This window comes from Arthrobacter sp. StoSoilA2 (assembly GCF_019977195.1).
In the GTDB taxonomy this organism is placed as follows: domain Bacteria; phylum Actinomycetota; class Actinomycetes; order Actinomycetales; family Micrococcaceae; genus Arthrobacter.
Genome location: NZ_AP024643.1, coordinates 1985873 through 2006528 on the forward strand (window position 1 = coordinate 1985873; position 20656 = coordinate 2006528).

The 20656-nt window shown below is 62.5% G+C and carries 20 protein-coding genes; 7 read left to right on the forward strand and 13 right to left on the reverse strand.

What is annotated here, in order from left to right; translation table 11 throughout:
• The first annotated feature begins 88 nt into the window (after nt 1-88).
• From dxs to LDN82_RS09095, 5 genes are read left to right on the forward strand one after another with little or no spacing between them, the layout of a single operon-like run.
• Nucleotides 89-2062, forward strand: coding sequence for a 1-deoxy-D-xylulose-5-phosphate synthase (gene dxs, locus LDN82_RS09075; RefSeq protein ID WP_224089624.1), 1974 nt, complete (start codon nt 89-91; stop codon nt 2060-2062).
• The gene (locus LDN82_RS09080; RefSeq protein ID WP_224167097.1) at nt 2059-2628 is read left to right on the forward strand and encodes a DUF402 domain-containing protein; all 570 of its coding nucleotides are present in this window, start codon (nt 2059-2061) and stop codon (nt 2626-2628) included. Before dxs ends, LDN82_RS09080 begins: the two co-directional genes overlap by 4 nt.
• Nucleotides 2625-3185 carry a hypothetical protein gene (locus LDN82_RS09085; protein WP_224089626.1) on the forward strand — a complete coding sequence of 187 codons (561 nt, stop codon included), beginning with the start codon at nt 2625-2627 and terminating at the stop codon, nt 3183-3185. Before LDN82_RS09080 ends, LDN82_RS09085 begins: the two co-directional genes overlap by 4 nt.
• Nucleotides 3186-3217: 32 nt before the next feature.
• A complete protein-coding gene (locus LDN82_RS09090) occupies nt 3218-3436 on the forward strand; it encodes a hypothetical protein (RefSeq protein ID WP_224089628.1) in 219 nt (72 codons plus the stop codon).
• Nucleotides 3437-3479: 43 nt separating this feature from the next.
• Nucleotides 3480-4457 (forward strand): aldo/keto reductase, encoded by a 978-nt coding sequence (locus tag LDN82_RS09095; RefSeq protein ID WP_224167098.1) that lies wholly within the window; start codon nt 3480-3482, stop codon nt 4455-4457.
• Between the two features lie 74 nt (nt 4458-4531).
• On the opposite strand, the gene LDN82_RS09100 is transcribed toward LDN82_RS09095, so the two are convergent.
• From LDN82_RS09100 to LDN82_RS09140, 9 genes are all read right to left on the reverse strand, one after another.
• Nucleotides 4532-6676, reverse strand: a complete 2145-nt coding sequence (locus LDN82_RS09100; RefSeq protein WP_224167099.1) for a 3-hydroxyacyl-CoA dehydrogenase NAD-binding domain-containing protein — start codon at nt 6674-6676, stop codon at nt 4532-4534.
• Entirely contained in the window at nt 6673-7941 is a 1269-nt protein-coding gene (locus tag LDN82_RS09105; RefSeq protein ID WP_224089631.1) for an acetyl-CoA C-acyltransferase, read from the reverse strand. The genes LDN82_RS09100 and LDN82_RS09105 overlap by 4 nt, the downstream gene beginning before the upstream one ends.
• A 220-nt stretch (nt 7942-8161) precedes the next feature.
• Nucleotides 8162-9505 carry an HRDC domain-containing protein gene (locus LDN82_RS09110; RefSeq protein WP_224089632.1) on the reverse strand — a complete coding sequence of 448 codons (1344 nt, stop codon included), beginning with the start codon at nt 9503-9505 and terminating at the stop codon, nt 8162-8164.
• 59 nt (nt 9506-9564) lie between these two features.
• On the reverse strand, nt 9565-10224 hold the full coding sequence (locus LDN82_RS09115) for a DUF3000 domain-containing protein (protein WP_224167100.1): 660 nt from the start codon (nt 10222-10224) through the stop codon (nt 9565-9567).
• 69 nt (nt 10225-10293) lie between these two features.
• Nucleotides 10294-11412 (reverse strand): low specificity L-threonine aldolase, encoded by a 1119-nt coding sequence (locus LDN82_RS09120; RefSeq protein ID WP_224167101.1) that lies wholly within the window; start codon nt 11410-11412, stop codon nt 10294-10296.
• A 10-nt stretch (nt 11413-11422) separates the two neighbouring features.
• Nucleotides 11423-12172 carry an SDR family NAD(P)-dependent oxidoreductase gene (locus tag LDN82_RS09125; protein WP_224167102.1) on the reverse strand — a complete coding sequence of 250 codons (750 nt, stop codon included), beginning with the start codon at nt 12170-12172 and terminating at the stop codon, nt 11423-11425.
• Nucleotides 12172-13539: a DUF6421 family protein gene (locus LDN82_RS09130; RefSeq protein ID WP_224167103.1), complete on the reverse strand. Its 1368-nt coding sequence runs from the start codon at nt 13537-13539 to the stop codon at nt 12172-12174. Before LDN82_RS09130 ends, LDN82_RS09125 begins: the two co-directional genes overlap by 1 nt.
• A 185-nt stretch (nt 13540-13724) precedes the next feature.
• Nucleotides 13725-14183, reverse strand: a complete 459-nt coding sequence (gene msrB / locus LDN82_RS09135) for a peptide-methionine (R)-S-oxide reductase MsrB (RefSeq protein WP_224167104.1) — start codon at nt 14181-14183, stop codon at nt 13725-13727.
• Nucleotides 14184-14197: 14 nt separating this feature from the next.
• Nucleotides 14198-14689 (reverse strand): hypothetical protein, encoded by a 492-nt coding sequence (locus tag LDN82_RS09140; RefSeq protein WP_216923124.1) that lies wholly within the window; start codon nt 14687-14689, stop codon nt 14198-14200.
• Between the two features lie 135 nt (nt 14690-14824).
• Between LDN82_RS09140 and LDN82_RS09145 the strand changes: the two genes are divergently transcribed.
• Nucleotides 14825-16093 carry an alpha/beta fold hydrolase gene (locus LDN82_RS09145; protein ID WP_224167105.1) on the forward strand — a complete coding sequence of 423 codons (1269 nt, stop codon included), beginning with the start codon at nt 14825-14827 and terminating at the stop codon, nt 16091-16093.
• 2 nt (nt 16094-16095) lie between these two features.
• Here the strand turns inward: LDN82_RS09145 and ybaK are convergent, their stop codons facing one another.
• The 3 genes from ybaK to LDN82_RS09160 are packed head-to-tail and all read right to left on the reverse strand — an operon-like array spanning nt 16096 to nt 18080.
• On the reverse strand, nt 16096-16590 hold the full coding sequence (gene ybaK / locus LDN82_RS09150; protein WP_224167106.1) for a Cys-tRNA(Pro) deacylase: 495 nt from the start codon (nt 16588-16590) through the stop codon (nt 16096-16098).
• 58 nt (nt 16591-16648) lie between these two features.
• Nucleotides 16649-17116 carry a SufE family protein gene (locus LDN82_RS09155; protein ID WP_224167107.1) on the reverse strand — a complete coding sequence of 156 codons (468 nt, stop codon included), beginning with the start codon at nt 17114-17116 and terminating at the stop codon, nt 16649-16651.
• 37 nt (nt 17117-17153) lie between these two features.
• On the reverse strand, nt 17154-18080 hold the full coding sequence (locus tag LDN82_RS09160) for a sulfurtransferase (protein WP_224089642.1): 927 nt from the start codon (nt 18078-18080) through the stop codon (nt 17154-17156).
• Between the two features lie 211 nt (nt 18081-18291).
• Between LDN82_RS09160 and zapE the strand changes: the two genes are divergently transcribed.
• Nucleotides 18292-19332, forward strand: coding sequence for a cell division protein ZapE (zapE, locus tag LDN82_RS09165; protein WP_224090952.1), 1041 nt, complete (start codon nt 18292-18294; stop codon nt 19330-19332).
• A 13-nt stretch (nt 19333-19345) separates the two neighbouring features.
• Here the strand turns inward: zapE and LDN82_RS09170 are convergent, their stop codons facing one another.
• Nucleotides 19346-20566 carry a benzoate/H(+) symporter BenE family transporter gene (locus LDN82_RS09170; RefSeq protein ID WP_224167108.1) on the reverse strand — a complete coding sequence of 407 codons (1221 nt, stop codon included), beginning with the start codon at nt 20564-20566 and terminating at the stop codon, nt 19346-19348.
• Nucleotides 20567-20656 lie beyond the last annotated feature (90 nt).

Below are 20656 nucleotides of genomic sequence, written 5' to 3' on the forward strand. Positions count from 1 at the left end.
TGACTATTCATCCTCCACAGGCGCGAAAACGCCTGCCCCGGGCACGCGCTAGAGTTAACAAGCACGTCATTCACCCTAAGGAGGGCCGTTGGGACTCTTGGAAACCATCAAGGATCCACAGGACCTGGCAAAACTGTCCGGCCAAGAGCTGGAACAGCTGGCCGGCGAGATCAGGAATTTCCTGATTACCAACGTCGCCGCTACGGGTGGACACCTGGGTCCCAACCTCGGCGTCGTCGAGCTCACGCTTGCCGTGCATCGCATCTTCGAGTCTCCCCGGGACAGCATTGTCTTTGACACCGGGCACCAGTCCTATGTCCACAAGCTCCTCACGGGCAGGCAGGACTTCAGTACGCTCCGGCAGCAGGGTGGCCTCTCCGGTTACCCTGACCGCGCCGAATCCGAGCATGACATCGTCGAAAGCTCCCATGCATCGTCGTCTTTGTCCTGGGCGGACGGCATTTCCCGCGCCCGGCAGCTGACCGGCGAAGGCGACCGGTTCGTCGTCGCGGTTGTAGGGGACGGTGCCCTCACGGGTGGCATGACCTGGGAAGCAATCAATAATATTGCCGCTGATAAGCGGCGCCGCGTGGTGATTGTTGTCAACGACAACGGCCGCTCCTATGCACCTACTGTGGGCGGTTTTGCCGACTATCTGGCATCGCTGCGTCCCACCATCGACACTTTGCGGACGACGCCGGCCTATGAGCGGATGCTTGACTGGTGGAAGAAGAAGCTCCAGAACGGTGGTCCCGTAGGCCAGTTCACCTACAAGAGCCTGCACGCCATGAAGAAGGGCATCAAGGACTGGTGGGCGCCCCAGGGAATGTTTGAAGACCTGGGCATGAAGTACATCGGTCCGGTGGACGGCCACAACCTCCAGGCCATGGAGCACGCCCTCACAACGGCCAAGGCCTACGGTGGCCCCGTGATCGTGCATGCGATGACCGAAAAGGGCCACGGCTATGCCCCCGCCCTTGCCAACGAGGCCGATCAATTCCACGCTGTGGGAATCATTGATCCAGAGACGGGTGAGCCGACCGAAAGGCCCGGTGCCAGATCCTGGACCTCGGTCTTCGCCGAGGAAATCGCCGACATCGCTGACGAGCGTCCTGACATTGTCGGTATCACCGGGGCAATGCTGATACCGGTCGGTCTGCATAAATTCGCGGAGCGCCATCCTGAACGCGTTATCGACGTCGGTATCGCCGAACAGCATGCACTCACGTCTGCTGCGGGGATGGCCTACGGTGGCCTGCACCCGGTGGTGGCGGTTTACGCAACCTTCCTGAACCGTGCCTTCGATCAGCTCCTGATGGATGTGGCACTCCACAAGGCAGGGGTCACGATCGTCCTGGACCGTGCAGGCGTTACAGGGCCGGACGGTCCCAGCCATCACGGTATGTGGGACATGGCAATGGTCCAGATTGTCCCCGGACTCCATTTGGCCGCACCGCGCGACGCCACCCGGCTCAGGGAAGAACTGCGCGAGGCGGTCGCCATCAATGACGCCCCCACGGTGGTGCGTTTCTCCAAGGGCAGCGTCGGTTCTGAAGTGGAGGCTATTGAGCGGCTCCACGATGGCGTGGATATCCTCGCACGACGTCCCGAGGGTTCCAGCGAAAACGACGTCCTCATCATCAGCGTTGGCGCCATGTCCGAACTCGCCCTGGATGTCGCCGGCCGGCTTGGCGCCCAGGGAATCAGCTCAACGGTGGTTGATCCCCGTTGGCTCCTGCCTGTCCGCAGGTCAATCATCGCCCTTGCCGCCAGGCATCGTCTGGTCATCTGCATCGAAGACGGCGTCCGGGCCGGCGGCGTGGGTTCGCGCATCCGCCAGGAAATGCGCGCAGCCGGTGTTGATACGGCTTTGAACGAGGTGGGCTTGCCTGTTGAGTTCCTGGTGCACGGATCCAGGAGCCAGGTCCTGGAACGCGTCGGACTGACGGCCCAGAAAATAGCCCACGACGTCGTAGCCCAGGTCCTGGGTACAAAGGTCCCCTTTGCGCGACCCCTGCCAGGTCAGGAACACCCCACCACCGGCAGTCTGCCCAAGCTGTGAGTCCCGATCGCGAGCCGGGCTCCCTGCAGCCCGGTGACCTCGTGGTGGCGAGAAACAGGAAATGGAACGGCAAGGCCCACTGGGTTGTGCCCGGCCGCTACCTGGGTGAGGACATCCACGGGTGGTGGATTTTCCAGGGCGCGGGCGAGTTCTGTTCGCGTCCCGGTGCTGCCTTCTACACAGCTTCGGATGCCGTCCTGCTGGTACCGCGGACCGGCGAATTCGTAGCCACGTTCTATGACGACACCTACCCGGGTGACTTCCGGATCTACGTAGACCTGGCAACCGGCCATGGGTGGAACACGATCAGGCCAGGCGTCACCGAGTTCCACATGATCGATATGGACCTGGACGTCATCCGATCCACCCTTCACGGTGTGTTCGTCGATGACGAGGATGAGTTTGAGGACCACAGGGTAGGCATGGGATATCCCGCAGAAACCGTGGAAACCATGCGTGCGGAGTGCGCAGCCCTTCGTGAAGCAGTGGACGCCATGAAGGCTCCATTCGACGTCGAGGGCACCAGCAACACCAGTGCAGAGTGGTTCAGGAAAGGACGAACATGAGCGGCATTATCCGCGCATACAAGCGCGACGACGAGGGAGTACTTCACTTCCGTGAAGCCTGGTACGACGACGACGACCACCAGTTCGTGATCAATCACGGGGTGGTGGGCCACCAAAGCAAGACGGATGAAACAGGGGTCGACGACGACTCTTCCGTGGACGGTTTGATGGCGGCTTTCGCTGCCCAGTGTGAAGAGGACGGGTTCGCTGAGATTCCCGAGTCCGAGCAATTTTGGGTGGTGGCACAATTCGCTCTGAAGACCAAGGACGGCACGGAACGTGACCGTCACTTCGAGCGCAAGGCGAAGGCGGCGCTGACTGGTGAACTGGCTTGGCGGGGACTGGGAATCGTGGACCGCACGGAGATTGGGAACTCGCGCCTGAACGTCTTTTGCCTCTGCCCGGATGTCAACAAGGCCGTCAATGCCATCAAGATCTGCGTTCGCAATGAGGACCTGGATTTCACCAAGCTCTCCATTGCAGCGGCTCCGCACAGCGACCCCACGGCATTCCGCCTGAAGCACTCGCCCAAGCAAGGTGTGGGCTTTACCCTCTAAGTAGGACCTAACGCACTCAGGAGGGATGTTCCATGTCGTCCAAGAGCAACTGGCCCGGACATACGCCGCTGCCCAAGGGTCTTGCGGCGCCGGCAAAACGCGCCCTTGCCCACGAAGGCATCGAAACTTTGGAACAGCTGGCCGAGTTCGGCGAACAGAAAGCCTCCAAGCTCCACGGCATGGGACCGGTGGCCATAGCCCAGCTCGAGGAGGCAATGGAGGAATCCGGCATCACTTTCGGCTTGCGCTAAACATCGGCCATGGGCCCCGGAGTGGCGTTATAGGCTGGGTTCCATGACTGAATATCGACGCCTTGGCCATTCCGGACTGACCGTCTCAGCTGTGGGGCTGGGTTGTAACAATCTGGGGCGCGCCAACACTCACACGGAGTCGCAGGAAGGCACGGATGCCGTTGTCCACGCCGCGATCGATGCCGGGGTGACGTTCTTCGACGTCGCGGATGTCTACGGCCGGGAACCTGGCCTCAGCGAGACCATGCTTGGCAAAGCGCTGAAGGGGCATCGCGACGACGTCGTCATCGGTACCAAGTTTGGTATGGATATGCGCGGGGCCAATGGCAAGGACTTTGGCGCGCGCGGTTCCAGGCGCTACATCCTCAAAGCGGTGGAAGCCTCGCTACGCAGGCTGGGCACGGAGTGGATCGACCTCTACCAGTTCCACACCCCGGACCCACAGACGCCCATCGAGGAAACCCTTGCAGCGTTGGATGTCCTGGTCAGCAGCGGCAAGGTCCGCTACATCGGACACTCGAACTTCGCCGGATGGCAGATCGCCGAGGCCGAGTACGTTGGGCGGCAGTCTGGAGGGGTTCGCTTCATTTCAACCCAGAACCACTACAACCTGCTGGACCGTCGCGCCGAGCTCGAAGTACTGCCTGCCGCGGGCGCCTTCTCGCTTGGCGTGCTTCCTTACTTCCCCCTGGCCAACGGCCTGCTCACCGGCAAGTACTCCGCAGGTCATGCCCCCGAGGGCTCCCGCCTGAGCCACACACGAACCAATCTGGTGCATGACGCCGACTGGCAGCAGCTGGGCCGCTTTGGCCAGTTCGCCAAGGAGCGGGGCATCACCGAACTCCAGCTGGCGTTCTCGTGGTTGGCAGCCCAACCCGGCGTCAGCAGTGTTATTGCCGGGGCGACGCGTCCGGAGCAGATTCGTGAGAACGCTGAAGCAGTGTGCTGGGTCCCGAGCCAGGAGGAGCGCGAGGAACTGGACGACATCTTCCCGCGTGCTCCCAAAGTGGCACTCTTCTAGACGGCAAAAGATTCAAACAGGAAAGGGCAGTGGCGGGGGCTTTCGCTCCGGCCACTGCCCTCCCCGATGCCGATTTAGGCTGGGGCGGAGGCGACGCCCGGTGCCAGGAAACGCTTGCCATTGACGCGTTCGGAGGCACCAACACGGTCCAGATATGGAGTGATGCCACCCAGGAACATGGGCCAACCCGCTCCCAGGATGACGCAGAGGTCGATGTCCTCAGGCCCGGCAACTACGCCTTCTTCGAGCATCAGTCCGATTTCTTCGGCCAGTGCATCCTGGGTTCGCCGCAGCACGTCCTCGCGTGTGGAGGGAGTGTTGCCGAAGGACATGATGGCCAGGGTCTCAGCCGGGATGATTGGCTGTCCATCCGGACCTGGGACCCAGAGGGACTTTACGCCGTTGTCGATGAGCTTCTGCAGGTTCTGTGAAACGGGGAAACGGTCTCCGAAGGCATTGTGGAGGGACTCCTGCACATGCTGTGCGACTGGCAGTCCCACCATGGCGCTCAAGGTGAAGGGAGTCATCGGCAGGCCCATGGGCCGCAAAGCGGTGTCTGCCACTTCGGCGGGGGTGCCTTCGTCGAAGGCCGCGATAACTTCGCCCATGAGGCGGAGCAGGATGCGGTTCACGACGAACGCCGGCGCGTCCTTAACGAGGACCGCGGTCTTCTTCAGGCCCTTGGCGAGTTCAAAAGCCGTGGCAAGAACGGCGTCGTCAGTCTTCGGCGCCCTGACAATTTCCACGAGGGGCATGACGGCAACAGGGTTGAAGAAATGGAAGCCCACCAGCCGCTCCGGGTAACGGAGGTCCTCGGCCATGGCGGTAACAGACAGCGAGGAAGTGTTGGTGGCGAGGATGCACTCGGGAGAGACGATCTCTTCGACTTCGGCGAATACCTGCTTCTTGATATTCAGTTCTTCAAACACGGCCTCGATGACGAAGTCGGCATCAGCGAAGACTTCCTTGGATACCGAACCGGTGACCAGCGCCTTGGTCCGGTTGGCGGCGTCGGCCTTGATCCGCTTCTTTGCCAGCAATTTGTCGACCTCTGCGTGGACGTACGCAACGCCCCTGTCCACCCTGGCCTGATCGATGTCTGTCATCACGACAGGCACCTTGAGTTGGCGCGCGAAAACTAGCGCCAACTGGCTTGCCATGAGCCCTGCACCTACCACGCCCACTTTGGTGACCGGACGGGCCAGCTTGCGGTCCGGTGCGCCTGCAGGCCGCTTGGAGCGCTTCTGGACGAGGTCCAGGAAGGCGTACACGGTGGAGCGGAACTCATCCGTCTGCATCAGGCCGGCAAGGGTTTCACATTCCAGTTCGGCCGATTCGCCTTGGCTCATGGTGCGGTTTGCTTCCATGATGTCCAGCACCTTGGCAGGCGCGGGAGAGGCATTGGACGTCTTCGCCTCCACAAACGCACGGCCTGCTGAGACCGCTGCAGCCCAGCGGCGGGCGACGTCCTCGTCCGAGGGGTCGACGGCGTTCTTCCGTGCTGGTGTTTCTTCGCCGGCAATGACACGGGCAGCCCATGCCAGGGACCGCTCCACGAAGTCGGCCGGCTCGAAGAGGGCATCGGCAATGCCGAGCTCAAAGGCCTCCGGGCCGGTGAGTGTGCGGTTGTTGCTGAGCGGGTTCTCGATCATTACCTTGACGGCGTTTTCGGGTCCGATCAAGCGGGGGAGAATGTATACGCCGCCCCAGCCCGGAACAAGGCCAATAAAAGCCTCAGGCAGTGCGAGGGCGCCGGCGCCGGTGGAGACGGTCCGGTAGGTGGATTGCAGGGCGATCTCCAGTCCTCCGCCAAGGGCCAGGCCATTGATGAAGGCGAAGCTGGGCACGCCGAGGTTGGCCAGGGTGGAGTACACCGCGTGTCCAAGCTGGGCCATCCACAACCCATGTTCGCGTTCCTTGAGGGTCTTTACTGCAGACAGGTCTGCGCCGGCCACCAGGAAGTAGGGTTTGCCGGTTACGCCGACGCCGACGATCTCGCCCTTGGCGGCGCGGTCCTTGAGCCCTTCCAGGACCTGTCCCAATTCCACCAGGGTGTTTGGCCCCAGGGTGGTGGGTTTGGAGTGGTCCAGTCCGTTGTCCAGGGTGATGAGGGCGAAGGTGCCTGCACCGCCTGGAAGCTGGATGTCCTGGACGTAGGAATGCGTCACAATCTCGTCAGGGAAGAGGGAGGCGAGCTCCTGGAATTCTGCGGCGCTCATGCGGCGGCTCCTTCTGTGGTGGCGTGGCTTGAAGCCGGGACGGAGGATTCGAAATCAGCGTGGTTCGGGTTCTCCCAGATCACTGTGGCACCCATGCCCAGGCCGATGCACATGGTGGTGATGCCATAACGGACAGTGGGGTCTTCCTGGAATTGCCGCGCCAGTTGGTTCATTAACCGAACGCCCGAGGAAGCGAGCGGATGTCCGACGGCGATCGCCCCGCCGTACCGGTTGACCCGGGGGTCGTCATCCGCGATGCCGAAGTGGTCAAGGAAGCTCAGGACCTGAACTGCGAAGGCCTCGTTGATCTCGAACAACCCGATGTCTTCGATAGCGAGGCCCGCGTTCTTGAGGGCCTTTTCCGTGGCTGGCACGGGACCGATTCCCATGACCTCAGGTTCTACTCCCGCGAAGGCATAGGAAACCAAACGCATCTTGACCGGTAGGCCCAATTCCGCCGCGGCTTCTGCCGAAGCGAGCACCGCAGCCGTCGCGCCGTCGTTCAAGCCTGCTGCGTTGCCTGCCGTAACCCGCCCATGGGCCCGGAAGGGCGTACGCAGTTCGGCGAGATCCTCCACTGTGGTTCCTGGGCGGGGCGGCTCATCCTGGGTGTGAAGTGCCCAACCCTGCCCTGGCTTCATGGTGGCGACCGGGACAAGGTCGTCCTGGATCTGCTGGCGGGAATAGGCTTCGGCCAGTTTCGCCTGCGACGCGGCCGCGTAGGCGTCCGTTCGGTCCTTGGTGATGGCCGGGAAGCGGTCGTGCAAATTCTCGGCCGTGTTGCCCATGTTCAGCGCTGCTGGATCTACGAGCCGCTCGGACATGAACCGGGGATTGGGATCAGCGCCTGAGCCCATGGGGTGGTTGCCCATGTGCTCCACGCCGCCGGCAATGACGACGTCGTATGCGCCAAAGCCGATGCCACTCGCCGTCGTCGTCACTGCCGTCATGGCTCCGGCGCACATACGGTCTATTGCGAAGCCGGGCACCGTGCGGGGAAGGCCCGCCAGGAGGGCAGCCGTCCTGCCGATGGTTAGCCCTTGATCGCCCGTCTGGGTTGTCGCGGCGATGGCTACCTCATCAATGCGGTCAGCAGGCAATGACGGATTGCGGCGCATCAGTTCCCGGATGCATTTCACTACCAGGTCATCAGCCCGCGTCCCCGCATAGATACCTTTCTCGCCGGCTTTACCGAAGGGTGTCCGCACACCATCCACGAACACGACGTCGCGGACGCTCCTCTGGGCGTTGCGTGATGGACTCATGTGTTAACTCCTCGTTGAGACATGGTGCCGGATCCCGCAGAGCGGATCTCCGGCTGGCATTGATGCAATGTTACTCGCCAGTAACTTAGGGTGCAAGGTGCTGGGTCTGCAAGGTGCTGGGCTTGGAATATCCAAGGGAATGCCAGGGGGTCCTGGGACGCAAAAGGCCCGCCACCTCGAACCGGAGTTCGCGTGACGGGCCCGGAGGCAAGGTAGTGGTTCAGTCGGAGTCCTTGGATTGCTGTGCTTCCCTCGGCTTGGACTCCTTGCCGGGGAGTGGCTTTGGGTTCAGGCACGCCTCGGTCAGGATGGGTGCGGCGAAGGAGATTTGCCATTCCCGCGCACCAAGGGTGCGTAGCTCTTCGGCCACTGATTCCAAAGAAACGTCCGACGGCGGGCGCCACGCCACGCGCCGCAGGTAGTCCGGGGTGAGCAGGTTCTCAATGGGAAGTTTCAGTTCGTCGGCCTTTTCCTGGAGCGCGGGGCGGGCCGTGGCGAGGCGTGCCGCAGCGGCCGGATCCCGGTCCACCCACACGCGTGGCGGGGGCGGGGCGTTGGTGGCCAAGTGCAGGGGAGGCAGTTCGGTGAGCGTGCGGGCGGTCGTTATGCACCGCAGCCATCTGGGGGCTTCGCGCTGGGCGGACCTGCCATGGAAGCCCTTGGTGGCCAGGAGCTGCGGAACGGTGGTGGGAAGAGCCTTGGCTGCTGCGACGAGGGCGGAATCCGGGATGAGCCGCCCGGGAGCGACATCGCGCTTGCGGGCTAGTTGATCCCGTTCCTGCCACAGTTCCCGGACGGCGGCCAACTGGCGGCGGTCACGGATCTGGTGGAGTCCGGATGTCTTCCGCCATGGATCCACCCGCGGGGGTGCGATGCCCGCAGCCAGGATTCCCGCGAATTCTTCCTCAGCGAATCCGAGCTTGCCGTCGGCCTCCAGAAGTTCGATAAGTTCCTCGCGTAGTTCGGCCAGGACTTCGACGTCGAGGGCAGCGTAGCGCAGCCACGGTTCCGGCAACGGCCGGGTGGACCAGTCTGCGGCGGAATGTTCTTTGGCGAGACCGAACCCAAGGAGTTGTTCGATGACGGCAGCGAGCCCCACGCGGGGAAGCCCGGCGAGACGGGCCGCGAGTTCGGTATCGAAGAGTTTGTCCGGCCACATGCCCAGCTCGGAAAGGCACGGCAGGTCCTGGGTGGCAGCATGCAGGATCCATTCGACGCCCCGTAGGGCGTCATTGACGATGTCCAGGTTGTCAAAGGGCTCGGGGTCGATCAACCAGGTGCCGGCTCCTTCGCGCCGGATTTGGACCAGGAAAGCGCGTTGGCCATAGCGGAATCCGGAAGCGCGTTCAGCGTCGACACCGGCGGGCCCTGTTCCGGCGGCAATGGCCGCGGCGCAGCGCTCCAGTCCTGCCAAGGTATCGATGACCAGCGGCACGCCTTCGCGCGGGGTATCGAGATCGATGACTTCAGGGATGTGGCTGTCGAAGCCTTCAACTTTGATGTGGGTCGTGGGATCAGCAACCGGATCGCCGGTTGTGGTTTTATCCAGGTTTTCAGGGGTCATGGTGGCTTAAGCTTACCGATTCCTGCTGCTGCAGGCCCTCGCGGACGAATTCAGGGCATTCAATTGAGCCTCCTGTTGGGTAGTCCAGTGACGCCTGGTGGAAGGGGCGGCAGTCCGGCGAACGTACAAACCATGTCAGACCAGGCTTCCAGGTGTGCTTGCACATTGGCCGTGGCAGGCGTCCAGGAGGCCCGCAATTCGATATCTATTGTGTCGGGGCGATCGGAGAGGGTGCCGAAGCTCTCGGAGAGAATCCTCGTGGCGGTCCCTCCGGCAGCGCGGTACTGGGCAGCATGGTTTTCGAGGGCTTCCACCAGCCAGGTCCAGGCGACGGAACCCAGCATGGTGTCGTTTCCCATTTCGGCATCCATCTGGGCGCGGATATAGGTGACAATCCTGAATTCGCCTTCCCATACGGCTGATCCATCGGGATCGTACAGCAGGATGAAACGGCCCGTGGCCAATTCCTCGTCGTCTTCATCCGGAGGGCCGGCGTTCTGCTTTTCGGCGAAGGCTTTGGCTGCAGGGCCGTGGACCGGTACCTGCCGGGTAGCTGCCGTGGGGCTGAAGACTTCCGCTCCAAGGGCCACGGCATATGGTGCCAGACGGGCGGGCGCGGGGATTTCGTCCAACCGCAGTTCGCTGCGGCATTGTGCTTTTCGTAGCGTTCCCAAGGCGAAAAGAAATTCCGAGGGAACCTGGGCGAGGGCGTTCACCATCGCAGATTATGCGTCCGGGGCGGCGAATCCCTGTAGGCTCGCCGCCCCGGACAATTCCTTGTTCACTTGTTAGCTGGCCGCCAAATCGCTGGCCAGCTCCCGCTTAATGGCGGCGACGAAGGCATCGATATCTTCCTCCGTGGTATCGAAGGAACACATCCACCTGACTTCACCACGGGCAGCGTCCCAATCGTAAAAGGCGAAGGATGAGCGCAGGCGGTCTGCGACTCCGGCGGGCAGGATCGCAAAGACGCCGTTCGATTGTGTCGCCTGGGTGGGCTCCACGCCGTCGATACCTTCGATCGCCGAGCGCAGGCGTGCTGCCATCGCGTTGGCGTGGGCCGCTGACCGCAGCCACAGTCCGTCCTCCAGCAAGGCTATGAACTGCGCCGAAATGAAGCGCATCTTCGAAGCCAGCTGCATGTTCATTTTCCGAAGGAATTTCAGGCCGTCGGCTGCTTCAGGGTTGAGGGCAACCACGACTTCACCAAAAAGCAGGCCGTTCTTGGTACCGCCGAATGACAGGATGTCCACACCGGCGTCGCGCGTGAACGTACGCAGGGGGACGCCAAGGTGTGCTGCAGCGTTTGCCAGCCGTGCTCCGTCCATGTGCAACTTCATGCCCTTGGCATGGGCGTGATCGGCGATGGCGCGCACTTCTTCAGGGGTGTAGCAGGTGCCCAATTCGGTGGTCTGGGTGATGGAGACAACCAAGGGTTGCGCGCGGTGCTCATCGCCCCAGCCCCAGGCTTCACGGTCGATCAACGCGGGCGTGAGCTTTCCGTCTTCCGTGGGTACCTGCAGGAGCTTGATGCCGCCCACGCGCTCGGGCGCCCCATTCTCGTCCATGTTGATGTGCGCCGTGGAAGCGCAAATGACGGCGCCCCAGCGGGGGAGGAGAGACTGCAGGGACAGGACGTTGGCCCCTGTGCCATTGAAGACAGGGAAGGTTTCGATGCCACTGCCGAACTGCTGTTCCAGGACCTCCTGGAGCCGGGCAGTGTAAACGTCCTCACCATAAGAGACCTGGTGGCCTCCGTTGGCTGTAGCCAGGGCAGACAGGATCTCCGGGTGGACCCCGGAGTAATTGTCCGATGCAAACCCCCGGACCGAGGGATCATGGAGTTGCCCCGATGCTGCGGTGGCGCCGGGGATTGCCTCTGTTGTGCTCGTCACTGGTTCGTTCACGCTTTCAAGTCTATTTGGCCAACAGGATGCGCTGGCCGTTGATGGTGGCCGCAGGTTTGTCGAAGAGCCCGACGACGGCAGCGGCCAGTTCTTCGACGTCGGTATAGCCGGGGAAACGCCGCTCCGGATGCTCGCGCCGCATTCCGGCATCGACGAGGGATTTGACCACGAAAATAACAGCGGCGCTGTGTTGCTGCGGTGCTGCGGCTTGCTGAGGTGCGCGGTCTTGCGCGTCTCCGGCCTGCGCTTGGCGGAAACCGTCCGCTACCGCGAGTGTCCAGGCTTCCGCAGCGGCCTTGGCAGCCGCATAGCTGGCGGTAGCGGCTGTGGGAGCAGACGCAGTAGTGGACGAGACCATGGCAAAACGGCCATATGGTGATTCTTCCAACTGGCGATAGAAGACGCGGGAGACATTACGCAGGGTGGTGATCGCGCCCTCTTCAAGGGAGGTCCAGTCGTCGTCGGACTGGTCCTCGATGCCGGTCGCACTGCGCCAGCCACCCACAAGATGGATGACGCCGTCCACCCGGTCGATGCCGAGCTGACGAATCGTCTCTGCAAGCTCACGGACGGCGTCAAGGCTTGCGAGGTCGCAAACCAGCGGAGTCACGCCATCTCCGGCCTCCAAAGCTGCGGTCTTGATGCGGACGTCGTCTGAACCGATGGTGAAAACCCTGTGACCGGCGGCCGCCAAAGCGCGCGCCGCGGCGACGCCGGACGCGCTGCTGCCGCCGGTCACGAGGACTGTCAGTGGGCTCATCAGGCCGCCATCGCGCCAGTGATGCCGGTAGTGGATTCGATAACAGGGCGCATTTTCTTCTCCAATGCTTCGTAGAACATGGACAGCGGGAACTCATCGTCCAGGACTTGATCGGTAAGGCCGCGGGGGGCACCGTTCAAAGGCAAGGCATCAGGGCCCTTGGCCCAGATCGATGCCGGGTGTGGAGTCACTGTACCGGAAATGAGTTCGTAGGCCGCAAGCCAGTGGGCAGCCTTCGGGCGGTCGATGGAACGCCAGTACAGCTCTTCGATCCTGGCACCGAGTTCGATGACTACATCTGCCGCTTCGTCCCAGTCGATGCGGAGCTTGCTGTCCGTCCAGTGCAGCACGTGGTGTTGGTGCATCCACGCGAACAGGAGCTGGCCACCAAGGCCGTCGTAATTGCGGACCCGGCTGCCTGTGATGGCGAACCGGAAGATCCGGTCAAAAATCACCGCGTACTGCACGAGCTTGGCGTGCTTGCGTGCATCAGGATCGGCGTTCTCGTCCTTTTCGATGCGAACGGACTCGCGGAAGGCCGTCAGGTCGCATCGGAGCTCTTCCAAAGAGTAGAGGAAGAACGGCATGCGCTGCTTGATCATGAACGGATCAAAGGGAAGGTCGCCGCGCATGTGCGTGCGGTCGTGGATCAAGTCCCACATGACGAAGGTGCGCTGGGTGAGATCCTGGTCTTCAAGGAGCTCCGCGGCGTCCGCAGGGAGCTCAAGTGACGTGGTGGCCGCCGCAGCCTTGAGTACGCGCCGGAAGCGGGCCGCTTCGCGGTCTGCAAAGATGGCGCCCCACGTGAATGTCGGCGTCTCCCGGACAGCCACTGTCTCCGGGAAGAGGACTGCCGAGTTGGTGTCGTAGCCCGGTGTGAAATCCACAAAACGGATCGGAACGAACAGCTTGTTGGAGTACTCGCCAGCTTCCAGTCCCCCAATGAACTCCGGCCAAATGACCTCGATCAAGACAGCCTCCACCAGCCGGTTGGTGCTGCCGTTCTGGGTGTACATCGGGAAGACCACCAGATGCTGGAGTCCATCCACCCGCTGTTCCTGCGGCTGGAAGGCCTGGAGGGAGTCCAGGAAATCCGGAACTCCAAAGCCGTCCTGAACCCAGCGGCTGAAGTCTTCCACCAACAGTTCAAGGTATCGGGCGTCGTGGGGGAAATGAGGGGCCAGCGTGTTGATGGAGTCCGAAATCCTTGCCACCAGTTGGGCGGCTTCAGCGTGGGCAGCCGGATCCTTAATGGAACCGTCCTGCTCCTGGTAAGCCTGGAGTGCGGTGGCAGCGGCCTTGAGTGCAGTCCACTCCGCGTTGTCGGCAGTGACACGCGGGAGGGCGGCGGTGGCGGTGATAGTCATTGATGCTCGTCCTTTCAGAAGTCGTTCATGCTTCTGATGTGAGCGTAGCAACCGAAAAGTTTAGCTAATCCAAAAAACAGTTGAGCATAAGAAACTCTGGTGGAAACGGTTGTTTCAAAGCGTCCGAGATGCAGCAGCTGCGCATTCCGGGACGGGCACCGCACGCGAGACCGCCCCGGAAGGGCCTACTTCTTTTCGGGTTCAGCCGGCTCTTTCGACTCCACAAGCCGCAGCGAGATCGAGTTGATGCAGAAGCGCTGGTCCGTGGGAGTGCCGTAGCCCTCACCTTCAAACACGTGGCCCAAATGCGAGTCGCAGTTGGCACACCGGACTTCCACCCGGTCCATCCCCATCGTGCGGTCATGGAGGTAACGCACCGTGCCCTCGGCCAACGGTGCCCAGAAGGACGGCCAACCACAATGGGAATCAAACTTTTCGTGGCTGGTGAACAACTGGCTGCCACAAGCGCGGCACTGATAAACGCCTTCGGTATGAGTGTCCCAGTACTCGCCGGTGTAAGGCCGCTCAGTACCCGCCTGGCGCAGCACGCGGTACTCATCCGGAGTCAGCTCTTCACGCCACTGGGCATCGGACTTCTCCATGGGCACGGCCGTGGTCTTGCTGGTGTTCTCAGGAGTGTTCATGTCTTATGCAACGCTCACGAGTCGCCGATAAATCCCGAACCCGCATACAAGTGAAGAACTGGAAGCCCCAACTGGTCCTGCGCCTTATTGGCCCAATCCGTGTGGAAAGTATCCGCGATTGCGTGCGGACGTGTTACCACCACAGCTTGCGCGGCATCCAGTGCCCGGACCTTCGCTACCAAGCCGGCCACGGCACCGCCGTCGACGATCTCGCCCGTGACACCCCCGCCCAAACCTTCCAGCGCAGCCAACGAAGTGGCCAGTGTTTCCGACGCCTCCGCCCTCTCAGCATCCGGGTTGGGGGACTGGCCACCAAGTTCCCGGAACGCTTTGGCAATATCGAGCATGGAAAGGTTCTCCAGGAAATCAACCAGGAGATGTCGCTCGGTATTGGCCGGGACCAGGACAACCAAAGGTGCGTCGCCGCCGTCGACCAATTTGGCGATGTTGACGCGGTCGTCGGGACCAAGGGGCTCTTCTGTCAGGATGACGATGGGATCGCTCATGGCTACAGCGTAGTCCCGCCGAACAGCACGACGCAGATTTTCGGCCCTCAATTCTCCCAGCCCATTCCCGCAACCAATCCGCCGCGCTGCCTCCACGTGCATGGACCACGGCCACTGAACGGCGACAATGGAGCCATGGCATTGAATACCCGGTCAGCGAGCGACGCTGCAGAGAAGAAAATGTCCCTGCGCACTAAATGGGCCATCGCAGGAATCCTCACCGGAGGGACACTCGCAGGACTCGTCGGTGCCGGATCTTCAGCGCTCGCAGTGTATTTTGCCCGGCGCGTCATTACGCCCGCTGCCCGTCACGAGGACCAGGAGGTTCTCGCCGTCATCCGTGGAGACAAAGGACTGCAGGTCATCCTTGCGGCCACCCCGGACACCACCATCGACGGCGTGTTCAGCCTCTTCTTCGAGGGCGGTAAAGGCCATGCCAGGATTGGCAGGATCGTGTCCTACTCACCGGCTGAACAAACGGTGCTGCGCGAGGTCGAAGAGGTCTACAGCGGCAATCTGGCTGAAGCCCGCCGGGGATGGTGGAGCGGCGCGACCTACCCGGATCCCGCTGCCATCGGCCTGGCCGCCGAGGACGTGGAGATTGACCTCGACGTCGGAAAGGCGCCAGCGTGGTTGGTCCGGGCGGATGCAGCTACCCACGCGCCCATCTGGGCGATCATGGTGCACGGCCGCGGTGCCACCAGGCTTGAAGGCCTCAGGGCTGTACGGACCGCGCGGGAGCTGGGACTGGACAGCCTGCTGATTTCATACCGCAATGACGGACTTGCACCCTCGGCACTTGACGGGCGGTACGGCCTGGGCTCCACGGAGTGGCGCGACGTGGAAGCCGCCATCGAATATGCGATGGCACACGGCGCCCGGGAAGTGGTCCTGTTCGGCTGGTCCATGGGTGGAGCCATCAGCCTCCAAACAGCCGATCTGTCCAGGCACAGGCACCTGATCCGTGCATTGGTGCTGGACGCGCCAGTGATTAATTGGGTCAACGTGATGGCCCACCATGCAGAGATGAACAGGATCCCCTACAACGTAGGCCGATACGGACAGCTGATGCTCGGGCATCCACTGGGCCGCCGGCTCACCGGGCTATCCGCTCCCGTGGATTTCAAAGCGATGGACTGGGAAGCACGGGCCGTTGAGCTACGAACCCCAACCTTGCTGATCCACAGTGTCGATGATGACTACGTCCCCTTTGAGCCTTCTGCCAGCCTTGCGGAGAAGAACCCGGAAATGGTGACGTTTGAACCGTTCCACGGAGCGCGGCACACGAAGGAGTGGAACGTTGACCCGGAGAAATGGGAACGGCTGGTTCGCTCGTGGCTTCAGCGTCAATTGGCTCCACGGAACAATCCCGGGCAAACAGAGGGTGACGGGCAGGTCGGGTGACGCTAGCCCTTGGCGCCGATCGGGGCGGTCACGGCCTTGGTCAGCCGGACCAGGTCCTTTGGGGCAAGTTCGATGTCGAGACCGCGTCGCCCGCCGGACACCAGGATGGTGTCAAAGGACAACGCGGAATCATCCAGGACTGTAGGGGAGGGCTGGCGCTGGCCCAAAGGGGAGATTCCGCCCAAGACGTAGCCGGTCCGGCGCTCGGCCGCCTTGGGGTCCGCCATGGCTGCCTTCTTCGAACCCAGGGCTGCCGCCACGGACTTGAGGTCCAGGGTTCCTGAAACGGGGACGATGCCGACGGCGAGTTTGCCTTCGACTTCAACCATCAAAGTCTTGAAAACCCGCTTGGGATCGATGCCCAGGACTTCGGCAGCTTCCAGCCCATAACTTGCGGCCGATGGATCATGGGAATACGGGTGCAGCACGAAGGGAACGCCGGCCGCAGCTAGTGCTGCAGTGGCCGGCGTTCCCTGTGATGCCATCTTCTTGGCCATGTGCCAGGACGCCTCTCACCTTTGCTGTGCAGAAAGTGGCTTTGCCTTGCAGAAAGGCTTAGCGTTCCAAACGGCTTGCTGCCGCCACTTTCCGCTTGATCCTGCCCAGCATGGCGGTCATGCCGCGCATACGCAGGGGAGTGATGGCCCTGGTCAATCCCAGCAACTCCGGCATGTCATCCGGAACGTCCAGAATTTCCTGGGCCGTCAACCCATCGAGTCCTTCGTGCAGTACCCCGGCGAATCCACGCGTGGTGGGAGCCTCCGGAGGCGCTTTGAAAAACAACCGGTAGGCGCGGGGGCCTTCGGCATTGTCCTTGTTTTTCTCGGATTCGATCGTGAGGAACAAAGGTGACTGGCACTCCACAACCTGCTCCAGCAACTCCGGGTGGTCCTTGAGGCGCTCCGGAAGCTCCGGCAGCCCACGCGAGAACTCGAGCAGCAGTTGCAGGCGGTCAGGCTCCGTCAGTGCCTGGAAGTCATCGACGATTTCCGCCAGTGCGGCGGGCAAAGTGTTGGTACTCATCACTTCCAGCTTACGCACAACGGCGCTGATTGCATTGCTAGTTACGGACCAAGGCGGCCGGCACGGATCCGCGCTCGGCGCCCTTGACGATGGGGACGCGGACCGCGTTGCCCCACTCGGTCCAGGAACCGTCGTAGTTGCGGACGGTTTCAAAGCCCAGCAGGTACTTCAGTGCGAACCAGGTGTGGCTGGACCGCTCGCCAATGCGGCAGTAGGCCACGACGTCGTCGCCCGCCGTCAAACCGGCTTCGCCCAGGTAGAGGGCTTCCAGTTCCTCACGGGAACGGTAGGTGCCGTCCTCAGCGGCAGCGCGGGCCCACGGGATCGAAGCAGCAGTGGGGATGTGGCCGCCACGCAGCGCGCCTTCTTCCGGGTACGCGGGCATGTGGGTGCGCTGGCCCGTGTACTCCTCGGGGGAGCGCACATCGATCAGGGGGTTGCCCAGGTGAGCCAGGACGTCCTCTTTGAAGGCGCGGATGGGAGCGTCGTTCCGCTCTACTTCGGGGTAGGTTCCCGGGGCCGGCGTCGGTACGTCCGTGGTCAATTCGCGGCCTTCGGCGATCCACTTGTCGCGGCCACCGTCCAGCAGGCGCACATCTTCGTGTCCGAACAGCGTGAAGACCCAGAGGGCGTAGGCTGCCCACCAGTTGGACTTGTCACCGTAGATCACCACAGTGGTGTCGCGGGAGATGCCCTTGGATGCAGCCAGGGAGGCGAATGCGGCGCCGTCCACGTAGTCGCGGGTCACTTCATCATTCAGGTCGGTGTGCCAGTCGATCTTTACGGCACCCGGAATGTGGCCGGTTTCGTACAGGAGGACGTCCTCATCGGACTCCACGACTACCAGCTTGCCGTCGGCGATGGCGCCTTCGGCAAGTGCTGCGGCAAGCCACTGCGTGGACACGAGTCGTTCAGGGTTCGCGTAGGAAGCGAACTTTTCGTTTTGTTCAACGGGGTAGGACATGATGATGGCCTTTCACTGACAACGGGCGGAGCCAGGCCCTGGAAGCTGCATCAGTTGCCGGCCCGGCGTGCTCCAACACTAACCACGGGCCGCGAGGAATGCTTCCCCGCTGGTCACATGGTGAAACATGGCCTTGGTCACGTCGCCGTTTTCGGGACGCCCGATGCCGGTATTCTTGCTGGGGACCCAAATACTGGAAGAACGGACCACCGTGGTACAGATCGAACAACTGGCTGCCCGCACGCCGGCAGTCTCCGTGGAGGAACTCCTCAAGGGTTTCTACCCGTCTCCGCGATTCGGAGAGGTATCGTTCGACAGCTACCGCCCGGACCCCGCCCAGCCCAGCCAGGCCAATGCGGTCAAGCTGCTGTCGGCTTTTGCCGATGGCGTGGGCGCCGATGACGGCGGCGGGCTGTTCAAGAAGTTGTTCGCCAAGAAGACCCCCGCCACTCGGGCCGGCATTTACCTTGACGGAGGCTTCGGCGTCGGAAAGACCCACCTCCTGGCCTCCCTTTGGCACAGGTCTCCTGGTCCCAAGGCCTTTGGCACATTCGTTGAGTACACCAACCTCGTGGGCGCGCTCTCGTTCCGCAAGACCGTGGAAGCCCTCAGCAACTACAAGCTGGTCTGCATTGACGAATTTGAACTCGATGATCCCGGCGACACCGTGCTGATGTCCCGCCTGATGCGCGAACTGGCCGACGCCGGCGTAAAGTTGGCCGCTACCTCCAACACCCTGCCGGGTTCCTTGGGCGAAGGCCGCTTCGCAGCCGTGGACTTCCAGCGGGAAATCCAGGTCCTTGCCGACCAGTTCGACGTCGTCAGGATCGACGGCGAAGACTTCCGCCACCGTGGCCTGCCCGCAGCTCCATCACCTTTGAAGACTGAAGAACTCAAGCACCGCATGCACGCCGAGTTCGACGGACAAACAGTTGCCGTGGATGATTTCCGCACTCTCGTGCACCACCTCGCCGGCGTCCACCCCAGCCGGTACCGCCAGCTGATCTCAGGCATCGAAGCCGTGGTGTGGCGCGACGTCGAGACGATTACCGAGCAGGCAGTAGCGCTGCGCTTCGTGGTCCTCGCCGACCGCCTCTATGACAAAGATGTGCCGATTCTTGCCAGCGGCGTCCCCTTCGACAAACTCTTCACCGAAGAGATGATGACCGGGGGATACATGAAGAAGTACTTCCGTGCCGTGTCCAGGCTTACGGCTCTCGCCCGCGAGGGACAGAACCACGAACCTGCCTGATCCGGTTCAGGCCCTACTTGTGTGAAGGTGTCAGCGGTTCCCGGTCTTTCAGCAACCAGCGGACCAGGATGCCTCCCGCCAAAGCCCAGAAGGCAGCCCCCACTCCTGCGAAGCTGATCCCTGAGGCGGCAAGCAGGAAGGTGATGCACGCGGGTACGCGTTCTTCGGCAACTGCCAATGCGGAGGAGATGGCTGAGGCAAGCGTGCCGAGCAAGGCCAAGCCTGCGACAGCTTCAAGCAAGCCGGCGGGTGCAGCCGCCACCACCGTGACAAGGGCTGCCGAGAAGGCTGCCAGTACCAGGTAGGCAAGGCCAGCCACGAATGCCGCGATCCACCGCCTGCTGTGGTCTTTCCCTGCTTCCTCTCCGGCCGCCAATGCCGCGCTCAAAGCAGCAAGGTTGATCGCGTGGCCTCCGAATGGAGCGCCCGCAATGGTTCCGGCTCCGGTGACCACCATCGATGCCCGCCAGGGTGTTGTGAAGCCAAAGGATTTAAGCACGGCGACGCCGGGAATGTTCTGCGATGCCATCGTGACAATGAACAGGGGAAGGGCAAGCCCCACCGCTGCCTCCACCGTGAATGTTGGAGTGGTCCACTCGAGCCGCGGCAACAGGTCATCCCCGGGAATCTGAACGCCGTTCGCCACGATATGGATGCCGATGACGGCGAGGGCGACCACGAGTGAGGCCGGGACCGCCCAGCGGGCCGCGAACTTCGTCATTACCAACCAGCAAAGGGCCACCGGGCCAATCAGCAACGGCGCTTCTCCCAGGGATCTAAAAGGAGCCAGGCACAGGGGGAGGAGGACGCCTGCGAGCATCGCCTGCGCAAGCGGTGTGGGTATCTTCGTCATGAGCCTGCCAAGGCTGGGCAGTAACCCCGTCAGGACGATCAGCACCCCGACGACGACGAACGCACCCACCGCTGCCGGCCAGCCGCCGTCGACCATTCCTGCAGAGGCGAGGAGCGCGGCACCCGGCGTGGACCACGCCAGGGTGACAGGCATTTTCGACCGCCATGCCAGCCATAAAATGCCCAGTCCGAACGTGAGTGTGAGGGCCAGCAGGCCGCTGGAGGCTTGCGCCTGGTTGGCTCCCACAGCCCTCAGTCCGGCAAGAACCACAGCGAACGAGGACGTGAAACCGACGAGGGCGGTGACGATGCCAGCCGAGATGGGCGGCCCCACCGTGTCCTGGCGGGAGGGACGCTGGACTGCGGAAGAGGCTGATGGCATAAGGACCAAAATACCGGACTGGAAGCTGGAGACCGGTTAAACGCCAAGGGCACCGGTGGCGCCTCTCGGCGGGACCGGTGCCCCCTTGAC